Origin of the sequence: Rosistilla ulvae, from assembly GCF_007741475.1 — a bacterium.
Taxonomy (GTDB): Bacteria; Planctomycetota; Planctomycetia; order Pirellulales; family Pirellulaceae; genus Rosistilla; species Rosistilla ulvae.
Genome location: NZ_CP036261.1, coordinates 1,318,574 through 1,341,324 on the forward strand (window position 1 = coordinate 1,318,574; position 22,751 = coordinate 1,341,324).

15 protein-coding genes are annotated in these 22,751 nt (G+C 58.5%); 5 read left to right on the plus strand and 10 right to left on the minus strand.

Going from position 1 to position 22,751, the window contains the following annotated elements; translation table 11 throughout:
- Window positions 1-152 precede the first annotated feature (152 nt).
- The 3 genes from hemG to EC9_RS04835 all read right to left on the minus strand — a co-directional run bounded on the left by hemG (window position 153) and on the right by EC9_RS04835 (window position 6,088).
- Window positions 153-1,616, minus strand: coding sequence for a protoporphyrinogen oxidase (hemG, locus tag EC9_RS04825; RefSeq protein WP_145342824.1), 1,464 nt, complete (start codon window positions 1,614-1,616; stop codon window positions 153-155).
- 12 nt (window positions 1,617-1,628) lie between these two features.
- The gene (gene gyrA / locus EC9_RS04830; RefSeq protein ID WP_391556712.1) at window positions 1,629-4,433 is read right to left on the minus strand and encodes a DNA gyrase subunit A; all 2,805 of its coding nucleotides are present in this window, start codon (window positions 4,431-4,433) and stop codon (window positions 1,629-1,631) included.
- Window positions 4,434-4,744: 311 nt separating this feature from the next.
- Window positions 4,745-6,088 (minus strand): ATPase, T2SS/T4P/T4SS family, encoded by a 1,344-nt coding sequence (locus tag EC9_RS04835; protein WP_145342826.1) that lies wholly within the window; start codon window positions 6,086-6,088, stop codon window positions 4,745-4,747.
- A 235-nt stretch (window positions 6,089-6,323) separates the two neighbouring features.
- Between EC9_RS04835 and EC9_RS04840 the strand changes: the two genes are divergently transcribed.
- From EC9_RS04840 to EC9_RS04850, 3 genes are all read left to right on the plus strand, one after another.
- A complete protein-coding gene (locus EC9_RS04840; protein WP_145342828.1) occupies window positions 6,324-7,598 on the plus strand; it encodes an alpha/beta hydrolase family protein in 1,275 nt (424 codons plus the stop codon).
- A 748-nt stretch (window positions 7,599-8,346) separates the two neighbouring features.
- A complete protein-coding gene (locus EC9_RS04845) occupies window positions 8,347-9,342 on the plus strand; it encodes a DUF1559 domain-containing protein (RefSeq protein WP_145342830.1) in 996 nt (331 codons plus the stop codon).
- 148 nt (window positions 9,343-9,490) lie between these two features.
- Window positions 9,491-9,913: a hypothetical protein gene (locus EC9_RS04850; RefSeq protein WP_145342832.1), complete on the plus strand. Its 423-nt coding sequence runs from the start codon at window positions 9,491-9,493 to the stop codon at window positions 9,911-9,913.
- A gap of 295 nt (window positions 9,914-10,208) precedes the next feature.
- Here the strand turns inward: EC9_RS04850 and EC9_RS04855 are convergent, their stop codons facing one another.
- The gene (locus EC9_RS04855) at window positions 10,209-11,012 is read right to left on the minus strand and encodes a DUF1796 family putative cysteine peptidase (protein WP_145342834.1); all 804 of its coding nucleotides are present in this window, start codon (window positions 11,010-11,012) and stop codon (window positions 10,209-10,211) included.
- 703 nt (window positions 11,013-11,715) lie between these two features.
- Here EC9_RS04855 and EC9_RS04860 point away from each other — a divergent pair.
- Window positions 11,716-12,042 carry an FkbM family methyltransferase gene (locus EC9_RS04860; RefSeq protein ID WP_218934588.1) on the plus strand — a complete coding sequence of 109 codons (327 nt, stop codon included), beginning with the start codon at window positions 11,716-11,718 and terminating at the stop codon, window positions 12,040-12,042.
- A 390-nt stretch (window positions 12,043-12,432) separates the two neighbouring features.
- Here EC9_RS04860 and EC9_RS04865 read toward each other — a convergent pair whose 3' ends face one another.
- Together EC9_RS04865 and EC9_RS04870 are read right to left on the minus strand one after the other, a co-directional pair.
- The gene (locus EC9_RS04865; protein ID WP_145342839.1) at window positions 12,433-13,566 is read right to left on the minus strand and encodes a glycosyltransferase family 61 protein; all 1,134 of its coding nucleotides are present in this window, start codon (window positions 13,564-13,566) and stop codon (window positions 12,433-12,435) included.
- Between the two features lie 229 nt (window positions 13,567-13,795).
- Window positions 13,796-15,193 (minus strand): NTP/NDP exchange transporter, encoded by a 1,398-nt coding sequence (locus tag EC9_RS04870; RefSeq protein WP_246105960.1) that lies wholly within the window; start codon window positions 15,191-15,193, stop codon window positions 13,796-13,798.
- A gap of 72 nt (window positions 15,194-15,265) precedes the next feature.
- Between EC9_RS04870 and EC9_RS04875 the strand changes: the two genes are divergently transcribed.
- Window positions 15,266-16,999, plus strand: a complete 1,734-nt coding sequence (locus tag EC9_RS04875) for an AAA family ATPase (RefSeq protein WP_145342841.1) — start codon at window positions 15,266-15,268, stop codon at window positions 16,997-16,999.
- Window positions 17,000-17,572: 573 nt separating this feature from the next.
- On the opposite strand, the gene EC9_RS04880 is transcribed toward EC9_RS04875, so the two are convergent.
- The 4 genes from EC9_RS04880 to EC9_RS04895 all read right to left on the minus strand — a co-directional run bounded on the left by EC9_RS04880 (window position 17,573) and on the right by EC9_RS04895 (window position 22,696).
- The gene (locus tag EC9_RS04880) at window positions 17,573-18,244 is read right to left on the minus strand and encodes a hypothetical protein (protein WP_145342843.1); all 672 of its coding nucleotides are present in this window, start codon (window positions 18,242-18,244) and stop codon (window positions 17,573-17,575) included.
- Between the two features lie 87 nt (window positions 18,245-18,331).
- On the minus strand, window positions 18,332-19,465 hold the full coding sequence (locus EC9_RS04885) for a M24 family metallopeptidase (protein WP_145342845.1): 1,134 nt from the start codon (window positions 19,463-19,465) through the stop codon (window positions 18,332-18,334).
- Window positions 19,466-19,521: 56 nt separating this feature from the next.
- Window positions 19,522-20,046, minus strand: coding sequence for an NUDIX hydrolase (locus EC9_RS04890; RefSeq protein WP_145342847.1), 525 nt, complete (start codon window positions 20,044-20,046; stop codon window positions 19,522-19,524).
- A 169-nt stretch (window positions 20,047-20,215) separates the two neighbouring features.
- Window positions 20,216-22,696 (minus strand): sodium-translocating pyrophosphatase, encoded by a 2,481-nt coding sequence (locus EC9_RS04895; protein ID WP_145342849.1) that lies wholly within the window; start codon window positions 22,694-22,696, stop codon window positions 20,216-20,218.
- Window positions 22,697-22,751 lie beyond the last annotated feature (55 nt).

Consider the following 22,751-nt stretch of genomic DNA (forward strand, 5'->3'; position numbering starts at 1 on the left):
GACGACCGATCCAGGCGGGAGATCCTTCCCAATTGAACCTATTTGCGTCTTTCTCGCATCTTCTTTGATCGGAAATTTCCGAAAAATCCGACCGCGACAGATCGCGTCGCCGCAGCGTTAGAAGGCGGAGACGGCCCCCCGCCGGGAAGCAATTAGAGGGGCGAATCGCCGAGTTGGCTCGCCAGATGTTTGCCGATCCGGTCAGCCGCCGCGCGGGCGGTGCGGATGCAGTGAGCGATCCCAACGCCATGTAGTGCGTTGCCAGCCAGTTCCAATCCTGGCAACTGGCCGGTCGCCCGCTCGACGCGATCGCGGCGATCGCAGTGGCCGACATGGTATTGCGGCATCGCGTTGTTCCAGCGGGCGACCCGCTGGATTTTCGCCGGTCCTTGCAGACCGATCATCGCTGCCAATTCGCGGCGTGCGGTTTCGATCAACTCATCGTCGCTGCGTTCCAACAGATGCGATTGCATCGCCCCGCCGATGAAGACTCGAATCAGATGCATGTCGTCGGGGGCGCGGTCGGCGAACTTGCGATTTAGAAAACTCGCGGCGATGATCTCCCGCTTCTCGATCGCTGGCACAACCATCCCGAAACCGTCCAGCGGATGGGCGACCTGGTCCTTGCCGACGCCCAACAGCACCAGCGCCGAGCTTGCATACGGAATCTCCGCAAGCTCGTCAGCCGCCTCTTCGGCAAGCGGCCTCAGCAGCGTCGAAGCAGCCGGGCCGGGCAGGGCGACGATCACTGCATCATAAGATGTGGCTTCGCCTCGATCCGATTCGATGTTCCAACTGTCGCCCTCTCGCTGCAGCGAAGCGATTCGTTGCCCGCGGCGGATGTTGGATTCGCCGATCCGATCGACCAATGTATCGAACAGCTCTCCCATCCCACCGGGCAAGCTGCGGAACTGTGCGTACCGAGCTCCGCTGGCCGACCGCGCCGCATCGTCTTTGCTCTGTTTTTGCAGGGCCCGCGTCGCGCGGACCATCCCGCCATGTTCGGTTTCCAAAGCGACAAACTGCGGCATCGTCGCCTGCATGCTCAACTTGCTGGCGTCGGCGGTATAGATGCCCGCGACCAGCGGTTGGATCAAGCGGTCGAAGGCTTCGCGGCCGAAGCGTCGGATTGCAAAGCTCTGCAGACTCTCGTCGGAGTCATCCGATTTGCCTCGAATGAACGCCTCGGCAACCAATCGCAATCGCCCGGGAATTGTCAGCAGCGGCGAAGCCAGCAGCTTCTTCAGATCGGTCGGCCTCAGCAGCGCAAAGCCCTCGGGGACCGGAACCAGCTTGCCGGCGTGCAGGATAAACGCCCGGCGGTTGGCTTCCAGCGGATCGACCAATCGATCTTCGATTCCCAAGTCGCGGCACAACTGGATCGCACCGGGAGGCTGGACTGAAAAGCTATCGGCACCAAACTCCAGCAGAAAGTCATCCTGCCGGAGCGTGCGAATGACACCACCGACGCGATCGCTCGCTTCGTACAGCACCACATCCCATTCGGGATGCCGGTGCCGCAGATCGAAAGCGGCGACGAGGCCACTGATCCCGCCGCCGATGACCGCAACGCGGGCATGGCGGGGAGGTGTCGGTTGAGGTGCTTGATCCGGCAATCGAGGTTCGCCTTACTCCGCGCCGTTTTCGTCATCGGGCGACGCGGTGTCGTCGGATGTCGCTTCGCTGTCGGATGCAGCTTCCGGAGCGGCCTCGCCATCGCTAGCCGGTGCCGAGGCATCAGCTGCGGTGACGGGAGCTGCCGCGGCAGCCTCTTCCTCTTCGGAAACCTCTTCCTTCGGAACGCGAACGATCGCCGCCAGCGAATCGCCTTCGCCAAGGTTCATGATCCGCACCCCTTGGGTGTTACGGCCGATCACGTTGATCTCTTCAGCGGCCACGCGTTGGATCTTGCCCCGCGCGGTCATCATCAAGATCTCCTCGTCGCCATCGACTCGCAAGCTGCCGATCACCTGACCGTTTCGGTCGGTCGTCTTGATGTCGCGAACGCCTTTGCCGCCGCGATTCTGGACGCGGTACTTCGCCGACGACGATGTTTCGTCTTCGGTCGGGTCGGTGTCTCCGTTGGGGCCAAACGGCGTTCGCTTTCCGTATCCGCGTTCGCAGATCGTCAGCAGCGTGGCGTTTGGATCGGCCACGACCAAGCCGACCAAATGATCGTCTTTGCCCAGGCTGATTCCCTTCACGCCCGACGTGTTGCGGCCCATCGGGCGAGCGTCCGATTCGGAGAACCGGATCGCCATTCCCTTAGACGTCGACAGCACGACTTCGTCTTCGGGTTTGATGATCACAGCTTTGACCAATTCGTCCCCTTCACGCAACTTGATCGCGATGATCCCGCCTCGCTTGGGCCGACTGTAGTTTTCCAGCGGCGTCTTCTTGACCAATCCGCCCTGAGTCGCCATCAACACGAAGTGCCCGGGCAGATTGAAGTCGCGAACCGGCAGGCAGGCGGCGATCTTTTCGTCTTCAGCCAGCTGCAACAAGTTGACGATCGCGCGCCCGCGGCTCTCGCGGCTGAGGTTTGGCAGATCGTAAACCTTCTGCCAGTAGACCTTTCCTTTGGTGGTCAGGAACAGCAGATAAGCGTGCGTGCTGGCGACGAACAAGTGTTCGATCGGATCCTCTTCTTCGGTCGCCGCACCCTTGAGTCCCTTGCCGCCGCGACGCTGCGCCCGGTAGGTGCTCGAAGCGACGCGTTTGATGTACCCGCGATGGCTGATCGTGACGACCATCGTCTCTTCGCGGATCAGGTCTTCCAAGTCGATATTGCCCAGCTCTTCGCCGCTGATCTCGGTGCGGCGGTTGTCGCCGAAGCGACGCATGATCTCTTCGAGATCCTCTTTGATCATGTCGTAGATCAGCTGTTGATCGGCCAGGATCTCGAGGTAGCCGGAGATCTCGATCAGCAATTGAGCGTGCTCTTCGCCCAGCTTTTCCTGCTCCAGGTTGACCAACTGGCCCAACCGCATTCGCAGGATTTCGTCAGCTTGAACGCTTGTCAAACTGTACGTATCGGAGACACCACGCTCCTGCTGGAACTGGTTGAATCCGGAGTCGCCCAAGGCGCGGGCCATCAGCGACGCAGGGCACTCGACGCCCATCAGTCCGATCTTCGCTTCGGGCTGCGTGCGGCTGGCGCGAATGATTTGGATGATCTGATCGATGTCGGCCAATGCCAACAACAGACCTTCGACCGAGTGCTTGCGGCGACGCGCTCGAGCCAACAGGAACTGAGTCCGGCGGCGGATTACGGTCACGCGATGGCGGACGAATTCCTGCAGGATCTCCCGCAAGTTCAATTCCCGCGGCTTGCCGTCGACCAGCGCCAACAAGATGATCGAGAAAGTGTCCTGCAGCGGCGAGAACTGATACAGCTGGTTCAGGACAACATCGGGATCGGCGTCGCGTTTGAGATCGATCACCAATCGGACCGGCTCTTTCAGATCGCTCTCGTCGCGGATCCCCGCGATCCCCTTGATGCGATCTCCGGTAACCAGGGCGGCGATCTTTTCGACCACGCGGTCGCGAGCCTGTTGGAACGGGATCTCGTTGACGACGATCCGGTTGCGTTTCTTTTCCGTTTCGATGCGGCAGCGAGCGCGAACGACCACGGTGCTGCGGCCGGTGTAATACCCGCGACGAATGCCTGCCCGGCCACAGATGATTCCGCCGGTCGGGAAGTCGGGGCCCTGGACGGTGTCCATCAATTCGTCGATCGAAATGTCGGGATTTTCGACCAATTGAATGATCGCCGTGCAGATCTCTCTCAGATTGTGGGGCGGGATGCTGGTCGCCATACCGACCGCGATACCGTTGGATCCGTTGACCAGCAGGTTGGGGAACCGGCCGGGCAAAACCGTCGGTTCGGTGCGAGCCTCATCGTACGTCGGAACGTAATCGACGGTGTCCAGCTTGAGATCGTCCAGCATCATCGCGGCGACGGCGCTCAAGCGAGCTTCGGTATACCGCATCGCCGCGGCGGGCAGACCGGCGATCGAGCCGAAGTTTCCCTGTTTGTCGATCAACAGGTGCCGCATGTTCCATTCTTGCGCCATCCGAACCAAAGTCGGATAGATCACGCTTTCACCGTGCGGGTGGTAGTTACCCGACGTATCACCGGAGATCTTCGCACACTTGACCCGCCGCGATTGGGGGCCCAGGTTCAGATCGTTCATCGCGACCAAGATCCGGCGTTGGCTCGGCTTCAAACCGTCGCGAACGTCGGGCAACGCTCGGCTGACGATCACGCTCATCGCGTACGTCAGATAGCTCTCCCGCAACTCATCTTCGATCGGCAGGTCGACCATTCGCAGGGCACCGTGCCCACCGCTGTCACCTCCGATGGGGATCGATGAACTGCCGCCGTTTTCGTTTTCGTCGCCGCTACCGTTTCCGTTCTCTTCGTCAGCCAATGAAGCGTCCTTTGATTACTCTTTCACCACTGTCGCTGTCCGCACCGATCACCGGGTAAACGCCTAGGGTGGCACTTCAGATCGGGCGATTCAAAACTCTCGCATCCGGTGGAATCACCGTCGGCGCGAGCGATCATGGAACAGACCAAGAAAGACCTCGGCTTACCGCCATAAAACGGGCGGTTGGGACAAGGTATATCAGCAACACTATCGAGGCGGAAATTCTAACCGATTTCCGCCTGATTGACAACGGGCCAAGAGCTTCCGCGTTGAGTCGTAAGTGCTACGCGATAAAGAAGTTGCGTCGTGATCTATTTGTTGCCGCTGCTAAAGATACGCCGCATCTCCTCGAGGCTCGTCGTGCCGCGAGCCACTGCCATGATCCCCTCGTCTTGCAGATTGCGATGCCCTTCGGCTTTTGCCACCTGCCGCAGCTTGTTGACGTCGCCGGTTTTCAGCAGCGCATCCTTCAGTTTTGGGCCGACGGTCAGCAGTTCATAAATCCCAAATCGGCCGTAATAGCCGCGATTGGCACACTTTGGGCAAGGGGGAAGCGGAGCGGGATTCCCCTTCTCATCGACCTGTTGTTCGATCGGCGGCGGCACAAACGGCTGGTACATCATCGCTACGCGGCCCTGCGGAATTCCCAGCTTTTGCAGCAATTGCGGCGGCGGAGTGAAGCCTTGGCGGCAGGTTTCGCACAACCGACGGGCCAGTCGCACGTTGGTGACGTGCGACAGCATATCGACGATCTCCTTGGCGGTGCCGCGATATTTGTGGACCAACCGGGCACAAGCTTCCACGGCATCGCTGGCCACGATCCGCGAGATCACCTGTTTTTCGATCTTGGTTTGCCCATGCAGCAGCTTGATCGTTTCCTCGTCGTACAGCTCTGGCATCACAAACACGTCGGGCTCACGCAGCGAAAGCGCCCGCACGGCATCGCGAGCTGTGTCGTTTTTGGCGTCGGGGCCAAAGTAGTTCGGGCTGACGTTGATGATGTCCGGTTCGTCGCTCCCCTTCGGCTCGATCGCCTGGAAATCGCTGACAAATTTATCGGCAGCTTCCAATGCGATCGTCCACGACGTCGTCAGACCGCCCCCCTTGGGAGCACTGATCACGACCATGTGCCCTTTATCGTTGAGCGCTTCTTTCAGCTGGACCTGCATCTTGTCGCGCATCCCCAGATCGTCGAGCGTCTTGAAGGGGATTTCCTTCTTGTCCAGGGTCAGCATCACCCGCTCGCCCGTCGGAACCCCCTGGCTCTGAATCTTGACGTTGTATTTGTCGCGCCCCAGGATCGCCAGCGTTTTGCCTTGCTGAGCGTTCTTGCGATCGGCGGGATTCATCCGGCACAACGTTTTCGCGGCGACAAGCATCGCGTCCCCCGCGTCGCGCGGCAGCGGCGGCAATTGCTCCCACATGCCATCGATTTGATAACGCATGTTGACCATTTGAGCGTTGTAATCGAGCATCAGATGGGTCGCTCGATTGGCAAACGCGTGCCCCAATTGCCCCGCCAAAACGGGAAAACCTGGCGACTGGCGCGCCGAGATCAGCAAGCCTTGGGCGAGCCCCGAATCCTCGTGAATCCCTTTAAATTCGCAAGGTGCTACGGTCTGCCAAAGTTGGGGTTCTTCTTGTTGCTTGGCCATAGAGATCAAAGAAAAGTGGGAATGTGAGGGGGATTCAAGGGGTTCAGAGCCCGGAAAAGCTTGCAATTCCTATTGTCGCTCGAATCGAGCCTGCGAACAAGAGCAGCCCAAACAGCAAGTTCCCCTTGCGGGGGTGGCTCTGCAATATCGGATCGGCAAAATCCGCCGTGCTACAATAGCCGCTCCGCCCCCGCTGGCAACGATTCCCCCTACCCCTATACCTCCGACAGGCAAGATGAAACGATCCTTCGCGTTGATGCTGGTTCTGCTGCTCCCCCCCGTCCTACTAACCGCCCAAGAGGCGAAGGACGAAGACGTTTCCCAAGCTCTGACCGCGATGGTCGCCTCGGCGAAGCAGACGCCCGAGATGCGGTGGGTCGACCAATCAGGCCCCGTTCACTCGTTGCTCTACGCGGGCGAAGACTATCGCGGCAAGCCGACCGAGGTTTTCGCCTTCTACGCCTCGCCAACCACCCTTGGCGAAGGGACTGCCGATGCCAAGTACCCCGCCGTGGTGCTGATCCATGGTGGCGGCGGGACCGCGTTTGCCGAATGGGTTTGGTTGTGGGCCAAGCGAGGCTACGCGGCGATCGCGATGGATCTTGGCGGCAGCCGCCCCAGCGCTCCCAAGTTCAATCCTCAGACAGGAGTTCCGATTGCCAATCAGGGCTACCCCGCCAACACGCGGACTCGACTGGAAAACGGCGGCCCCAACCAGGGACACGTCGAAAAGTTTGATTCGATCGGCGGCGAGGTCTCCGACGACTGGCCCTTCCACGCTGCGGCCTCGGTCTTGCGAGCTCATTCGCTGATCCGTTCGTTCGAGGACGTCGATGCCGAGCGGATCGCAATGACGGGGATCAGCTGGGGCGGGTACACGACCTGTCTGGCCGCTTCGCTGGACGACCGCTTCAAGGCGGCAGTCCCTGTCTACGGCTGTGGCTTCTTGCACGAAGGGGAGTCGGTGCAGAAGCCGTCGATCGACCGCTTGGGCGACCGCCGCGACGACTGGGTCGCGGTCTATGATCCGGGCAGCCAGTTGCGTCATTGCCGCGTCCCGATCCTGTTCGTCAACGGCACCAACGATGTCCACTATCCACTGGACAGCTACCAGAAAAGCTTCGACGTCGTCCCTGGGACCAAGCAGATGCGGATCGAAGTGAAAATGGGACACAGCCATCCCGCCGGCTGGAAGCCTCGGGAGATCGGCCAGTTCATCGATTCGTATTGCCGTGACGGAAAGGCATTGCCCGTGCCAGGAACTCCGCAGATCGATGGCGATGTCGTCACGTTGCAATACGCCAGCGAGGTGCCACTGAAATCAGCCAGTCTGCATTACACCACCGACAGCGGCCCGCGAGCGAAACGCGACTGGCAGACAGTCGTCGCCAAGATCGATGGCCCAACGATCACCGCTCCCAAACCACCCGCCGATGCGAACACATGGTTCTTGTCGTTAACCGACAACCGCGACGCGATGGTAACGACCGCCGTGCAGTTCGAAGATTAGAACGCTGCGGAATTCAATCGGCTTCACCCGCCGCGGCGCGGCGGGTTTGTTGCCTTTCCAACTGGCTAGCTACGATTCTCCATTGTGGATGACCGGAATCATCGACGTGTTGATTCACTTCGCCGTGGGAGGACGCTTGCCTGTTTGCGTTGTCGCCAGGTGCTTTTCACCTGCTCCTTGGGCCGGTCCAACAGACAAACGCTGCATAAGCATCCAGCCGTCGGCGCGATGTTCCGCCTTCTGCGACCGATAGCGCCCTTGTCCTGAACCGTTAAGAGGACAGGTACACGACCGGCAGCGCGGCAATCAATTGTCCGCCTCTTCTCTGCTGATCCCTTGCGTCCCCTCGCACTGCGGGAATCACGTGAGCAAGCCTGGCAACCGACGAGGCTGTTGTGCCTTTGGGTCCCAGATGTTGTCTCATTCTTTGCCCTGTAGATTAACCGTCACCCCATGAAAGGAACCACCGATGTGCTGTGATGTTTTGTCCACAATGAGGTGAAGGGCGGGTGAAGATTGGCGCAATAAATGTTTCTTCCCAGTCAAACATGTTGACCAAATTTTGCGAGGGGCCGATATTTCGAGCGTCGGAGATAACCTTCCTCACCGTGCAAATTGCCGGTACCAGCGCAGCGAGGAACTCGAGGCTTTGCGAGATTGCGTTCTTCTCAAGTGTTGAGAATGCATTCCTCCGATCAAGCCTGCCATCTTCACTTCACCTTAACGCAAATTGAACCTGGAGCCATCCATGAAAGTTCGTTCTCGTAAATCCGCTTTCACACTAGTTGAGCTGCTGGTCGTGATCGCGATCATTGGTATCCTCGTCGGTCTTCTGCTTCCCGCCGTACAAACCGCGCGGGAGGCCGCCCGCCGAATGCAGTGCACCAACCACCTGAAGCAACTTGGTTTGGCGCTACACAATTACCACGACACGCACCGCTATTTCCCCTACGGGTATCGGCTGGGAGAAATTGGAAATCGCGATTGTTGGTATCAGCGGATTTTGCCATACGTCGAACAGAGTGCACTTCAAGACACATACGAACTTTGCATTCGCACTCCGACATCCGCTGGTGGGAACTTGAGTGGAGGTTCTTCGCCCGTCTACACCATTCCACCAACTTTCCAAGGCAAGCCTCTGGGAAGTGCAGTTGTCCCGACATTTGCGTGCCCTTCGGATCCCTCGGGACCCGCCCGATGTCGTGGCAATCAAATTGGCAATTACGTGTTATCCAACGGAAGCGACTTTTTTAAACGGACCAACAGTCCATCGAGTTCCACCAAGGGAATGTTCTACTTCGAATCGTCGACGGGATTTAATAATTTGATCGACGGAAGCTCCAATACCGTGATGGGCAGTGAAATCATTATTCGGGGCAACAATCGAGACGGGCACGTTTACGATGGAGGAGCTTATTGGCAAGGAGCCAATCACGGTGAAGGCTTCTTCTCAACCCAGCAAGCCCCCAACACAACACTTCCCGATCTGATTGTTCGCAGCGACACCAATTTCAACGAATGCACCAATGGCAACTGGGACCGATTTGCTCCATGTGAAGATGTTGGCTATAGCGATGCCAACGCCAGCGGCGGCTATCGAAACTCGGCCCGTAGTTTTCACCCCGGTGGTGTCAACTTGTTGATGGGAGACGCTTCGGTCCGGTTCATGAGCGAGACCATCGATCTCAACACGTGGCGTGGATTGGGGACGATGCAGAATGGTGAAGTTCTTGGTGATTTCTAGCCTAGAGATTCGAATTGCACCGAGATTGACAGCTGCAGGATCCGTATGCGATCGATCTTCAACAAAACTCCGTCCGCAACATTGTTCAATTTATCAAGTGAGTACGTTCATGACGAAACTTCCTAACCCTAAATCCAATACCTCCGGCATGAAAGTATGCATTTTCCTGTACGGCGTCTTGGTGGTTCTTTGCACCGGATGTTCAGGGGATAACAACTCGGGATTGGTCGCCGTTTCCGGGACGGTGACGATCGACGGCAGCCCGTTGCCTCAAGGCAAGATCGTCTTGGAGCCATCAACGGATGCTGGCGAGCGGCCCTTTGCAGGCTCGATCAATGATGGCAAGTTTCAGATCGAAGCTTCGCCGGGCAATAAGACGGTGCGGATTACTGCTACGCGTGTCGAATCGCCCGCGAAGATCTCTCGAAAGATGCAACGCGTTATGGAATCTGATGTCGCGGGATCGATGCCAGTGCAGTACATTCCCACGCATTACAATCGCGATTCGGACCTGACGGTGGAAATTACTGCCGAGGGGCCCAATGATCTCAATTGGGAACTGAAAAAGTAAGTGAGTCGTCAGGTCGGAGGCTCTGGCACACCAGCAGCAAATCTTGCTCCACGTCGGATCATCGACGGCCAGCCGACTCATTCAGGTTCACCCGCCGCGGCGCGGCGGGTTTGTTGGCGTCCCAGGTAGATCGCCAATTGAGATCGCCTGTTGCGAACGTTCAGTTCGCGCCAAATGCCGAGATTTCAAACGCACGATACAGGTGAGCGCGCCTGTCGCGTTCGGAGTCTGTTTGTGTTTCGGAATTTCCACAGAATTCGCAGCGTGCTTGGCACAAACTCGGAATCCACGTCACTTAGATTTGGCTTGCAATATTTCTGAACTTTCGCGGAAGCATTTGTTGAATGCGACGGCCCGTCGACAACGGGATGGTTTTCACTAAATCAACGCGACTCATCACCCCCTGCCTTAGCAGCAAATTCCTCCACTGGTTTTTCCAGTGCCGACCTGCTCTTCGATTGTTTTCGGGGCGTGCAATCAACCATTCGAAATCAATTGTGGGCATCGCGCAGCGTCTCGCATTTTTTGCAAATTGGTGAACAACCGACGGCATGCTTAAAAAAGGCTCGTCCGTCGAAAAGACGCTGATTAGTCGCATTTTGGGATGGGCGTACTTGCGATCCATCATCTCCATAAACTCTAGAGACTCGTCTATCAACTTTTGCGTCCTGTCTGCCACCGTAGATTCGCAAAGCAGCTCGGGGCCTTCATCGAAACGACGATAGTAAACAAATACGATTTCTCGTTGCGGGTCCGTTAGGATTCTGGTTAACCGATCGATCCTTCGGTTCAAGGTCTCCTTTGCGTGCGAATCTTCCAACGGATTGCCGTGCACGTGCGCTATATTTGGATAGTTTCGAAAGACAACGACTTCTTGGTTGGGCCAGCGAAAGTGAGGTGATCGGATATATGCATCGCGACTGCGAACCTCAAGGAAGTCATTTGCAATAATAGAAGTTACTGCCCGAAGCCCATCGTGTAAGTTCCACAACCAATCAAATGGAAGACTTGCTTGCCGTAGATAAAAGTGGCGAAGGATCAAAGCGACATCGCATCCGCCTCCGAGGGAAACCACAACCTGATTTCGCGTTCTGTTCACAACTCATTCCCCCTAACGATTTCCATGGCTATTGGGCTCGCACATGATTTATTTAACACGCCACTCGCCTCTCCCCCTCGTTTGGTAAGTCTGGTTCTCTAGCAAAGTCGTAGATCGTACGTCAACAAGCGTTGTAAACTTTTACAATTCGAAACAGCGAAATAGAAACTCCTTTCATCAGCAACGCCTCCCACCTTTTGCGATGACGAGTTCGATGGGCGGGCGACGCTGTGATTTACCGTGGAAGCGGCTATGGGGTCTGCTATCGGTCTCGAGTTTTCGGACAACTCAAAAGGTGCATGTTTTCCTGAGAGACAGGGTTCCCAACCGGAAACGAAGTCAAGCACGCTCACGCTCGCATCTTGCGCAGGATCGGGCTAGCACGCACTCGATAGCCGTGTATCCTGGTCGATCAACCCGAGCTTCGTTTGGGTAGCGTGGTTCCCTTGGCACGTACGGAACAAGTCATTTAAAAGGGCCGGATTGTTTTTGTGCAGGTTGGTGCGTTCGACGGTGCGCAGAATGACGAAATCTTACGGATTGTGAGATATTACCTGGTAAAAAGGATTCTTGTTGAACTTCAGCCAACGTATATAAACGTTTGTAGGCACTTCACGGATGAAACAAGGTTCTGGCTCTCGGCAACACAGCCATCGATAAAACTAGCGGATCACGTCCATTCTACATGTTTGAAGGTGGAGACTTGGAACGTGCTTCGTTCGACCGCAATCACCTCCTCAAGCATGGCGCCGAACCGGCAATGATTTACTCCGAAATCGTGCAATGCATGACTTTCCATGAAATGCTCGAAAAGGAAGACTTTGATACTGTCGACTTGTTGCAAATCGATGCCGAAGGATACGACTACGAGATCATCAAGACGATTGACTTCAATCGTCTCGCGCCGAGCATCTTGCGCTTCGAATATCGCCCTCTTTCCAACAGCGATCTTGACGAATGCCTGATTATGCTTGGGCGACACGAATACCGATTCATCGTGGAAGACCTCGACCCGATAGCAAGCCGTTAAGCAGGCACAACAGTATCTCCGACCGGGCGTCTTGGACAACTCGCGGCTTAGCCGGCCAGCAGCGGTGCACGTCGGACGGCCTGTCGTGTCATCCAACGCGAGCTGCAAAGGATTACCGGACGCCACGCACAGGCGATGCAAACAGCCTCGATTTGCGAGAGCAACGATTGGTTCTGCGATATCTCAAGAACCGGGCAATGCCGTGCTCAATCACGCCAAGGCTCGCTGCGTGACGAAAGCGTCGCGCTTTGAAAGTTCTACGGAGCAACCGTTTCTAAGCAGGACTTCCGTAAGACGCACGTCCTTGGGCCTTGCATCAGTCCGTGGCGACGAATCCATCCGCTAGAACCAATTTGAACCTACCTTGCTAACAGTTCGCCAGTACCGTGCTCAGCCGGTTCGACGCAAAGAAGCCTGACTCTCGCTGGTGGCGATCGCGTGAACGACTGCCGTCTCGAGCCGTTCCAAGGGGCATTGCCATGGGGCCCGCCACCAACCGCGGCCCGCGGTGACCCGCCGGTACGATACTCCGAGTTCATTGGCAAGTAATTCAAAACAATCGCGATGACAGCTCTCGGGGCGGATCTCAATCAGGTTCAGTGGTCGCCGCGTTAACAGGATGTTGACCAGTCCCGCGCCATGCATGCCCACGACGATCGATGCGTCGCGGAATAGGCGAATCTGAGCTTCTAAATTGTACTCTTCCAAGCAATGGGACTCGAAACCATGCTTTGCAAGCATTCCGGCTACTTCGGCATCGTTGCCCAACGAACGTTTTTTGGCAATTCGACGGCTGACATAGACACGCTGACTCGGCTTGGAATCTAGTGCTGCCAAAGTATTGTCGGTTTGACTTTGCAAGCGAATTCCGAGGCGACGTCGCGATCCCGCGGTTGCAATGGATGGCACGATCAAACGATTGGCTTGAAGCATCAAGCCCTGATGAGGCTCAATGATCTTTTCCGCTGGAATGCCCAACAACTGCAGGGCTTGCCACTGGAACGACTTGTAGTTGTCGATCACGTAGGCGTCCGCTTGCATGATCCCCGCTTGGCGGACCAACTCCAGACGCGGCAGCGTTTCACGCAGCCAGTGATAGTAGTTGTGCGATCCAGGCGAGTTGAGAATGACGACATCGCCATCGACTTGCACAGGCTTCGGGAAACGGCGCGAGGTCGTTAACCGATGACGGTAGTAACGTGGATTAAGCGGCCCGCTGGGAGGCATCTCAGGTATTAGCTGACTGCCATCGCCGTGCAGGTCTGCCAGTGCACGATCGTCGATTCCGATCCAGTCGCAGCGCCGACCGTAACACCATCCCCCAGCAATCTCAATTACGGAGCCTCCCTCGGCCGGATCGTGCCATAGCAACCGCATCCGGTCAGGATATTCCGCTAGCAAATCACGCGACGCATCGAGCCGCTGTGGTTTTTTGGCGCCTCGACGAACGGGCAGCAAACCCGTTGGCGCAAACACATATTTGCCGCGATGAATCAGCTTGCGGTTATGTTTGAGAATATCCATTTCCAAATAGTCTTTCGCGCTTTCAGAATCCGATTGCAGGCGAAATTCCTCTTGGTGTCCAGCCTGGACATGCCCACAAACCTCCTGAACAGTAGTGCCATCGCGAGCCACCCGTCAAGGTCAGCGCGTGGCCCGAATTGGGTAGCCATCGCCGTGCTGCCTATTCCGCCGATCCTGAACGTGAGCGTTGGGCAGACGGGTACTCACTTTCGGATCCTTCGGGGCAAACTCAAACGTTCTCAATCGACGCAACACCATCGGCTTTGGCTTTCGACTCGCATTCCCCCGCCGCGGCGCGGCGGGTTTGTTGGCGTCCCAGATAGATCGCCAAGATTCCCCAAACGATCACGACGGGGATCATCAACGCGTTCATCGCGGCCAGTCCCAGATGCCACTGTCGGATGAAAGCAAACGCTTGGCCGCTGATCGCATCGCCGCCACGGACCACGACCGTGTCGATGAAGCTTTTCGATTTGTATTTGTCGGCGCGATCGACCACCGTGAACAAGACCTCTCGCGATGGAACCGTCACGCCGTAGACGACCCCGCGGCGGACGACGTCGCTGATCGCTAGAACGGCGATCGATGGGAACAGCCCCAGCCCGATCAACGCCAGCAAGCAGACGACCGGCAGCAGCACTAGCGCCGCCGCGACTCCCATCCGTCGCAGCACGAGCCCGACCACACCGGCTTGTAATCCCAGCGTCAGCAGCTGAGTAAACAGATTCAGCTTGCCAAACAGAGCGGTCTGCGCGTCGCGTTCGGGAATGAACTCTTTCACAAGTTCCGCTTGCACCAGATAAAAATGCGTGCCGGTCAATTGGCCCAGCAACAGGAACAGACAGATCATCGCCAGGTAAGGCGAACGGGCGACGTGTGTGATCCCTTCGAAGATCCCTCCGCCCGGCGCCGGTTCGTCGTCGGAAGACTTTGAATCGGTCGACGCTCCCGATTGCACAGACTCATCGGCAGCGGAAACCTCGGTCGCGGGCGGTTCGGCTTTCATCATCCGTCCGGCGCAAAAGACGCCGACTTCCAACAGCACGATCGGCAACCACAACAGGTTCTGCACGCCCAGGATCGTCGACAGCAGCGAGGTCAACAGCGAACCGACGATCGCTCCCAACGTGCCTCCGACAGCGATCATTCCAAAGACGCGTTTGGCTTGGCGACTGTCATAGAGATCGGCCAACACGCTCCAGAAGACCGATGTGTTGAACAGACTGAAGACGCTGGTCCAGATGAAGAAACATCGCGCGACCCAAACGTGGACCTCGGCACTCTCGACGTGCATCGCCAACCAGAACAGCAGCAGATTAAGGGCAAAGAATCGGTAGACGATCGGCACCAAACGTTTGCGTTGGCAGCGAGCCACAACAAAGGAATAGATCGGCACCGCGATTAGCATCGTTGTGAAAGTGCCCAGGAAAAGCCACGGCAACTGTTTCGTGCCTCCTTGAATCCCCATCGTCTCGCGGACCGGGCGGATCACAAAGTAGGCCAACAGAATGCAGAAGAACCAAGCGAATGCCCAAGCCGCCCGCCGCCGCTGGTCGGTCGACATCGCAGTCCACTGCGTTTGCCATTGGCGAATGAAGCCCATCATGCTGTCCCCGGTTGATTCCACGCCAATGCAAATGCTGATATTCTAGCGAGACGCTGGCGTTTGTATCACCGCATATCAATTGGACCACAGGCAATGGACACTCCCAACGACGACGCCATCTTGGCTTCGATCCGCACCTACCGCGAAGCCTTGCAACAGACGCGCGACCTGTTCATCAGCAGCGGTCGTCAGATCGTCGACCACGACGCCTGGATGCTCGACGGTGGCGAGACCGATTTTGTCAGCCAGATGGACGACCTGCACAGCGGATTCATCATGAAAGTCTTCGCCGTCGGTGCCTCCAGCCAAGCGGCCAACCTGATCGAACAGCGGCAACTGGGCCGCGTGCTGCTGACGCATCTGTGGGGCAAACCGATCATGGGGGCACAGTTGCGTGAGGCGGTCGATTGGCTGTTGGATGAAGCCGAGAACTTCGAGTGGCACGACCTGATCCAACCCTTTATCGTCCTGCCGCCGCTGCGCGATCGCTGGGGTGAAGTCATGGCGTTGGCGATCCGGATGGCGAACATCGTCGCCAAAGCGGACGGTTTGATCGGCACCGCCGACACGGCGCGGCTGCGTCAATTACAAGACGATCTCGATCAAGCGGCGGCGCAAACCGAAGCTCATTTTGCTGGCGACAGTCGAACCGAGCGCGAGGTGGTTCGCAAAGTCGGCGAGGACTCGCAGCGGCTGCGCAAAAATCCAGAGCCTCCGCTGCGACAGGCACCGCCAGCGCCGACGGCTTCTGCGCAGGCGGGGCCCACGACGGCCGGGCCGGCTGCCGAACCGGAACCTCAGCTGTCGCCCGAGGAGCGGTTGCAGAAGTCGCTGGCGAAGCTGAACGAGTTGATCGGGCTGGAGAACATCAAAGAACAAGTCTCCACGCTGACGAACTTTTTGAAGATGGAAGCGCGCCGCGTGGCCGAGGGTTTGCCGACGACCGAACCGAGCCTGCACATGTCGTTTGTCGGCAATCCGGGAACCGGCAAGACGACTGTCGCCCGGATCATCGCCGACATCTTTGGAGCTCTTGGCGTATTGGACAAAGGCCAATTGGCCGAGACCGACCGCAGTGGATTGGTCGCCGAATACGCGGGGCAGACCGGTCCCAAGACCAACGCCAAGATCGACGAAGCGCTCGACGGCGTGCTGTTTATCGACGAGGCGTACACGCTGATCGATGCCAGCGGGCAGGATCAATACGGCCGTGAAGCGATCCAAACGCTGCTGAAACGGATGGAGGATCAACGCAATCGATTGGTCGTGATCCTGGCCGGTTATCCCAACGAGATGAACACGATGATCCGGTCCAACCCCGGGCTCAGTTCACGGGTCGGCACGACGATGGAGTTCATCGATTACACGCCGGGCGAATTGAGTCGCATCTTCGGTTTGATGTGTGGCAAGGCGAAGTACGAACTTCCCAGCGAAACCCGACGCCGCGTGCTGCATGGGCTGACGTTCCTGTACGCCACGCGTGACCGACACTTCGGCAACGGCCGAACGGCACGTAACGCTTTCGAGCGAACGGTCCGCCGACTGGCAAATCGACTGGCCGGAATCCAGGAGATCACGCGCGAACTGTTGGTGACGATCGCTCCCGAAGATATCGAGATCCCGGACCTCTCCGACGAACAACTCGACGCATTGGGCAAGCTGCCGATGAACCTGGAAGTGCCGTGCGATCACTGCCAAGCCAAACAAACGATCGCCGACACCTGCTTGGCGACCGAAGTCGTCTGCACCGCGTGCAGCAAGACGTTTGAACCCGGATGGGGCGAACCAGTCGCCGAAGCGACGGAAGCTGAAGAGCCAATCGTTTAACCGCGGTGGCAACGCCCCGCGCGTTTACGTCGATAGATACGTGTTTGTCACGCCCGGACGCGCGGCCCGCTGGGCACGCGGTTAAACGAAGTGGCTGGGTCGCTCCGATCGTTTAACCGCGCGGGCAACGCCCCGCGCGGTTACATCGATAGATACCCGGTTGTCGCGACTGGACGCGCGGCCCGCTGGGCACGCGGTTAAACGAGGTGGCTGGGTCGCTCCGATCGTTTAACCGCGGCGGCAACGCCCCGCGCGTTTACGTCGATAGATACGTGTTTGTCGCGACTGGACGCGCGGCCCGCTGGGCACGCGGTTAAACGAGGTGGCTGGGTCGCTCCGATCGTTTAACCGCGGCGGCAACGCCCCGCGCGTTTACATCGATAGACACTCGTTTGTCGCGACTGGACGCGCGGCCCGTTGGGCACGCGGTTAAACGAGGTGGCTGGGTCGCTCCGATCGTTTAACCGCGGCGGCAACGCCCCGCGCGTTAGTGTTGATAGATACGCGTTTTTCGCGCCCGGACGCGCGGCCCGCTGGGCACGCGGTTAAACGAAGGGGCCGTGGAGGTCGGTACTACGGGCGGCCGAAGGTGCTTTGCACCAGGACCGACATGCTTCCTTTATTGTCGCGCGGATCGACGTCGAACATCCGCAAGACGAGCCTGCCTGTTTCGGGAGCTATGAAATCGGTCCCCGTGCCGATCGGGAACGGCTTTAATTTGCTGACGTCCGGCTGGCTGACGATCATCCCGATCAGCGTCCCCAGCTTGATCTTGTTGTTCTTCGGATCGATCTCTTTGGGAATCACCAAGCCGTTGGCGTCGGTTTCATTGACGACAAACCAAGTTCCTTTGGCTTCGATGTGGACCGGGTTCCCTTTGACAAGAATGATCTGCGTATCCTGCCAGTCGCGGTTCGCTTGGACCTCGACCACCTTGCGATCCTGGGTCGATTGAGCGTTCAAGATTCGCTTCAGCCCCAGCTGAGCCGCTTCGTATTCGGGAATCAAACGGGTCATCGATTCGTAGACCTCGCGGGCCCCGTCGAGGTTCTTCTTCCGTTCGTATTCCGCTGCCAGTTTCTCCGCTTTGGAAACGAACTCCTTATGCAGCCCCAACAGTTCGGGATCGCTGACGGACGAATCGCCTGTCGGACGCGCACCGCGGCCTGGCCGTTGAGCCGACGCGATGGAAGCGATGCTGACGACAAGCAGCACAACGGCAGTGAAAAGATAGCGAGGTGACATGCTCAAAGGTCCTGGGGAGGCAGACAAAAGCGGGGCGGTTGGCAAACGGAGAACGATCGCGTTGAACATTCTAATTGCTCGCCGCGGTCACTTCCAATCGAGTCCTTGATGCAGCGTGCCGAAGACGACCGGTCCGTCGGTGGTTGCGGCAACCATGTCCTCAACGCGGACACCGCCGAGGCTGCGACCATACAAACCGGGCTCGATCGTCAGGACTTCATTCGGCAGGATCTCCGGGCCGCCGTCGTCCAACAGAATTGGTTCGTGAATCTCCAGCCCGATCCCGTGCCCGGTGCCATGTTGAATCGATGGATGGTCGGTGACCGTGCCGCGCGACAGCGGATAACCGCGGTCGAGCAAGACGTCGGTCGACGCTTGGTGCACCGCGTCGCCGGTGTTTCCCACTCGCAGCGCAGCCGTCGCAGCGGCTTTGGCCTGAACCACCGCCGCGTGCATATGCTTGACCTCTTCGGACGCTTGCCCGTGAACGACAGTCCGCGTGCAATCGCCCCAGTAACGGCTGGACAAATCGCGCGGGAACAGATCGACGACGATCGGCACCTCGGTTCTCAGCGGCCCGGCGCCGGCGTGGTGACAGTCGGCGACTTCGGGAGCCGTCGCGACGATCGATCCGTGTTCCATGGCAAAGTTGTACTCGAGAAAGAACTGCGCGGCGATCGCTTTGACGCGTTCGCTGGTCAGCAATTCCCCTTCGTGCACCAATTGGCCGCTGGCATTGGCGGTGCTTGCGGCGATCGTGCGGCACGCCAACTCCATCGCCCGCTGCGTCATCTCTTGAGCCGTTTGCAAACACTCCAGCTCGCGGTCGCTCTTGCTGCGGCGATCGATCACGCCCAGGTCGGCGTTGTAAGCGATCTCGATTCCCGCTTGCTGGATGTGCCAAGCGAAGATGAACGGCAGTGTGCGATCGGTTTGAATCGATGCGATCTTTTTGCGAGCCAAGAACTCGGCAACTGCTTGAGCCGTCGCGGTCGCGCGATCGGGACTCAGCCCACCGGCGGGAGCGTATTCGCCGGGCGAACCGAAGTGGTTGGCGGTCAGTTGTCGCCGCGCGCGGTCGACTTCGATGTCCCGCACGATCACCGTCGTCTCGTCATCGACTTGGATCCAAGCCGCCGGATCGCCGACGGACAACGGCATGCGGTGAAACAGCGAGGCGTTTTCGGCGGGGATTCCGGCTAACAGCGTGGTGGTTTGCATGATGACTTATGAGAGGCGAGGTGTTCAGAAAAGAAAGGCGTCGACAAGAGGTTCGGTTAGCGGTTTTGGCGGTCCAGCCAACGGCGAACCCACAGCAGTCCGGTCAGCGTTTTGCCATCTTCGAATTCGCCGCGATCGATCATCGCGTCGATCTCCGCCCAGGTGGTGATCCGGTTCACGATCGCTTCCCCCGCTTCCCGCGCATGATCCCCTTCGGTCAGATCCTCGGCGATAAACAGATGCATCAATTCGTCGGTGATCCCTGGCGAAGCGTAGAACTGGAGAGCTCGCGTCAGTTTGCCAGCGCGATATCCAGTCTCTTCGATCAACTCGCGAGCCGCTGTGACTTCGGCAGCTTCGTTGGGTTCGCGCGTCCCGGCGGGCAACTCCATCAACGTCTTGCCGACGGTCGCTCGCGTGTTTTGAATCAACACAACGCGATCGTTGTCCAACAGCGGCGCGATCACCACCGCGCCGGGATGCCGAGCGACATGCCGCTTGATCGGGCTGCCGTCAGCCGTCGGCACATCGATCTCATGGACGTTAAATCGGATACCTTCAAAAACGATGCGGTCGGCCACGACGTGACTCTCTGGGGTAGGTGGAGCGATGCAGAGAAGCCCAAGCGTAACACGATTGAGAATCGGGAGCTATAAGCCGGGGTGAGCAAGCAGGGCCGCTGCCTGTGTGGCAACGAGATGCGATCGAAAGCCCTGCTTGCAAATTGAAATACGCTTCTCACCAAGCACGCTACAGAATGCCCATTGCGACCAGGCTGAAGCGGACGACGAGGCCGGCGACGACGACGCTGACCATGCTCATCAATTTGATCAGGATGTTCAGGCTGGGGCCGCTGGTATCTTTGAACGGATCGCCGACGGTATCGCCGACAACTGCCGCTTTGTGCGCCTCGCTCCCCTTGCCGCCATGCGCCCCGCTCTCGATGTATTTCTTGGCGTTATCCCAAGAACCACCCGCGTTGGACATGAAGATCGCCAGACAGAACCCGCTAGTCAAACATCCCGCCAACAAACCGATCACGCCCGCCACGCCCAACACCAATCCGATCACGATCGGCAACAACAACCCGATCAAGCTTGGCAACACCATCTCGCGCTGCGCCGCTTTGGTGCTGATCGCCACCGGCCGCTGGTAATCGGGTTTGACTTCGCCCGTCTTGATCCCCGGGTTCTCTTTCAATTGACGGCGGACTTCCAGGACCATCCCTTGAGCGGCGCGGCCGACAGCTTTCATCGTCATCGCACAGAACAGGAACGTCGCCATCGCACCCATGAACATCCCGACCAGGACGCGCGGATTCATCAGCGAGCCGTCGTAATAACGCATGAAGTCGCGGATCGTCGCGGTTCGCGTGGAGATCAGGTTTTCCTGAGTCGACGCGAGCAGAGGGGCACCGTTTTCGATTTGTGAGACTACCGCCGCGTCGATCCGCGCCGGCCCCGTCGACGTGTCGATCGCATTCCAGCCGTCCAGCGACGTCGGATCGAGCGATGTGGTTGGCATCAACAGCAGAGGGGTGATCTCTTCGCCCGCCTTTTCGAGTGCAAACGACGGTGCGATCTTATACAGACCATCTTCATCGATCTGGACCACTTCCGCCGTCGCCCAGCGATCGAAGCCGTCGCGGACTCCTTCGACATACGCCGCCAACAACGCCAACGCCGTTAGCGCTGCCGAACCGATCGCAAAGCCTTTACCGGTGGCCGCCGTCGTGTTGCCCAAGCTGTCCAACGCGTCGGTCCGTTGGCGAACGGTTTCTTCCAGTCCCGCCATCTCCGCGTTGCCGCCGGCATTGTCAGCGATCGGTCCGTAGGCGTCAGTCGCCAGCGTGATCCCGAGCGTGCTGAGCATCCCGACCGCGGCGATGCCAACGCCGTACAGGCCCAGCGGGAAGTATTGAAAGTTGTTGAAGTGACCGCCACAGGCGAAGCCGTACGCGGCCAGCGTCGCAGCACAGACGATGATCACCGGCACCCAAACACTCATCATGCCGTCGGCGATGCCGCAGATGATCAGCGTCGCCGGCCCGGTCTCCGCTTGTTCGGCCAGCTTCCGCGTCGGTTGCTCTTCGTCGCTCGTCGCGTATTCGGTCCACTTGCCGATCAACCATCCAGCTCCCAGTCCCACGATGATGCTGACCGCCACGCCGGGCAACACGCCCCACAGCATGGTGCCGGGAATACGAGGCATCAGCCACAGACTGACCAACACCGCCGCGACGACGACCAAGGCGGCTGAAAAATTGATACCGCGAGCCAACGCGTGCAGCAGTTGTGTTTGCGAAGTGTTTTCGCCGGTCCGGACACGATAGATGCCAGCGATCGACAACAGGATGCCGACGCCCGAGATCGCCATCGGCAACAACATCGCGTCCAACTGGGCCGATTCGACCGAGACCCCTTCGGGCATCAGCGCCGGATTGCTCATCGCCGCCACGCCGAGGGCCGATGCGGCCAGGATCGAACCACAATACGACTCATAGAGATCCGCTCCCATCCCCGCGACATCGCCGACGTTGTCGCCGACGTTATCGGCGATCGTGGCCGGATTTTGCGGCGAATCCTCTCGCATGTCCGATTCGACTTTGCCCACAAGGTCGGCTCCGACATCGGCCGCTTTGGTAAAGATTCCGCCGCCGACGCGAGCGAACAGCGCTTGCGCACTGGCTCCCATCCCGAAGCTGAGCATCGCGATCGAGATCTGTTGCAGCGACAGGGGATGCCCCAACATCGGGCAGATCCAATACAGGATCGCAAACCAGACGGTGATGTAGATCAGCCCCATTCCGACGACTGTCAGCCCCATCACCGCACCGCTGCGAAAGGCGATCTGCAAGCCTTGGTCTAAGGAATGGCGAGCCGCGGCGGCGGTCCGGCTGCTCGCCTGCGTCGCCGTCTTCATCCCAAACCAACCGCACAGCCCGGAGAAGAAGCCGCCGGTGACAAACGCGATCGGCACAAATCCGCTCTGCAAACCGAAGCCGTATGCCGCCACCGACAGCAGCGCCGCGACAACAACAAAGACGATCGTGACCCAGCGGTACTGTTGCTTCAGATAGGCGTCAGCCCCTTGGCGAACACTCTCTGCGATTTCTCGCATCAGATCGGTTCCTTCATCGGCCTCCATCATCGCGGTATAAAACCGCCGCGCCCAAACGAGGGCTGCGATAGCCGATGCAAAACAAACCAACCATACAATGCCTGCGTTCATTGCTGACTTCCTTTGTCTCAGTTGTCTACGTGCTGGGGCAGCACGCCGCCGTGAA